Annotated in this window: 2 protein-coding genes; both read left to right on the top strand. The window is 33.9% G+C overall.

The features are described 5' to 3' along the window. The coding region (locus tag DMP16_RS09520) for a glycosyltransferase family 2 protein (protein ID WP_143577161.1) at positions 1-895 on the top strand (895 nt) is incomplete at its 5' end. Positions 896-935: 40 nt separating this feature from the next. Continuing rightward, positions 936-1,870, top strand: a 935-nt coding sequence (locus DMP16_RS09515) for a DEAD/DEAH box helicase (RefSeq protein WP_143577160.1), incomplete at its 3' end; no start/stop codon positions are given.

The following is a 1,870-nucleotide window of genomic DNA, read 5'->3' as shown; positions in this document are numbered from 1 at the left end:
CGCAATAACGATGGAATGGCACGGTTATTCAGAGAATAAGAATTCTTCTTTAGCTAGAGCTTTAATGGTTTCTACGGTTATAACTAGTAAATCTATCCTCAGAGGAAGGGATAGACTTGGCTTAAAAGTTATGCCTATTGGATGCGGTACAATTTATAAGAGAAAAATTCTAGAAGACGTAGGAGGATGGGATTATAGAATGATTCAAGACGATTACGAGCTAGGAGCTAGGTTAATTAAATTAGGATGTAAAATATGTTCTTCATCCTCTCCGGTTTTTGTAGAAGTCCCCGATAATTTAATCTCATTTTATATTCAACAGACACGATGGGCTATGGGCACTATGGAGGTTCTAGTAAATAGGTTTTATCATATCATAAATAGCAAGGCTAAACTATATCAAAAAATAGAAATAATAATTTATCTATCGCAATATATTCCAATAATACTAACATTCATTGGTGGTTTAGCACTGGCTATCGCTTCTTTTACGAATTTCAACATAAATCTTAGTTTGCCTATCTTAGCAATATGGGTTTCAGCCTTAGTAGCTTATGCTTACATATTTATTAAAGCGTCGGTTAAAATGGGAATCAGTATCGTAAAAAGCCTTCAAGCATTAGGAAGACTATCTGCTTATACTGTAGGAATATCTCCGTATTTATTGGTAAGTACTATTAAAGCATTTAGCAAGTCCAGGACATACGTGGTTACGCCTAAAGGTACACGAGTTAGGAATAATAAGATAGGATTACCTATTTTATTCTTCGGAATCATATTTATATTTTCCTCCATAATATACTTCATGAGAGGAGATATAATAAACTCTATTTGGTTACTTTATTATTCTATAGGATATCTATATACGTTCATAGCATTTGTAAAGGGATTATGAAAGAAGTGTTTTTAAAGGTCCGAATGAATTTCATAACAAGTTGAGTACGACCTATTTTTATGCTGATGAAGAAATATATAAATTGCTAAGACCCTATGTAGCTGAGTGGTTCAAGAACAAATATGGTACGTTTACTCCCCCACAAAGAGCGTCAATTCCTCTAATAAAGAGTGGCTTTAATGTTTTGGTATCTAGTCCTACCGGAAGCGGAAAAACGTTAGCTGCATTCCTTGGAATTCTTGATTCTCTCTTTGAGATGGCTGAGAATAACATGCTAGAAGATAAGGTTTATGCAATTTACATTTCTCCGCTTAGAGCTCTTAATAACGATATGCAGAGAAACTTATTGGAACCGTTAAATGAGTTAAAACAACTATATCCTAATTTGCCTAATATAAGAATCGGAATAAGAACAAGTGATACAACATCCTATGAAAAACAGAAAATGCTACGTGTACCTCCTCATATATTAATTACTACTCCGGAATCTTTTGCCATTTCGATTACATCTCCTAAATTTAGCCAAAAGCTGGCAGACGTTAAATGGGTTATAGTAGATGAAATACATGAATTAGCTAATAACAAGCGAGGAGCATATCTATCTGGTATGTTGGAACTATTTAGAACGTTAATAACCAAAAAAGAGTTTATAAGAGTAGGTTTAAGTGCAACAGTCTCTCCATTAGAAGAGGTTGCACAATATCTAGTTGGTAAAAACAGAGAATGCAGAATAATAGATGCTAGATTCGTAAAGCCGGTCGATATTAAGGTTATAACACCAGTTAGAGACCTTATACACTCTTCTGAGCAGGAAGTTGAAGAAGGTATATATAAAACTTTAATAAACGAAATTAAAAAACACAGAACTACTTTAATTTTCACTAATACGAGACATGCTGCTGAAAGAGTCTCTTTTAAGCTTAGGAAAATAGCCGAAAAAGAAGGTGTTCTAGATGTTAATCAGATTGAAGCGCA

The sequence above is a fragment of the Sulfolobus sp. B1 genome, from assembly GCF_007050195.1.
Classification (GTDB): domain Archaea; phylum Thermoproteota; class Thermoprotei_A; order Sulfolobales; family Sulfolobaceae; genus Saccharolobus.
The sequence above is the reverse complement of the archived record's forward strand: the minus strand, read 5'-3'. Positions and strand labels throughout refer to the sequence as shown.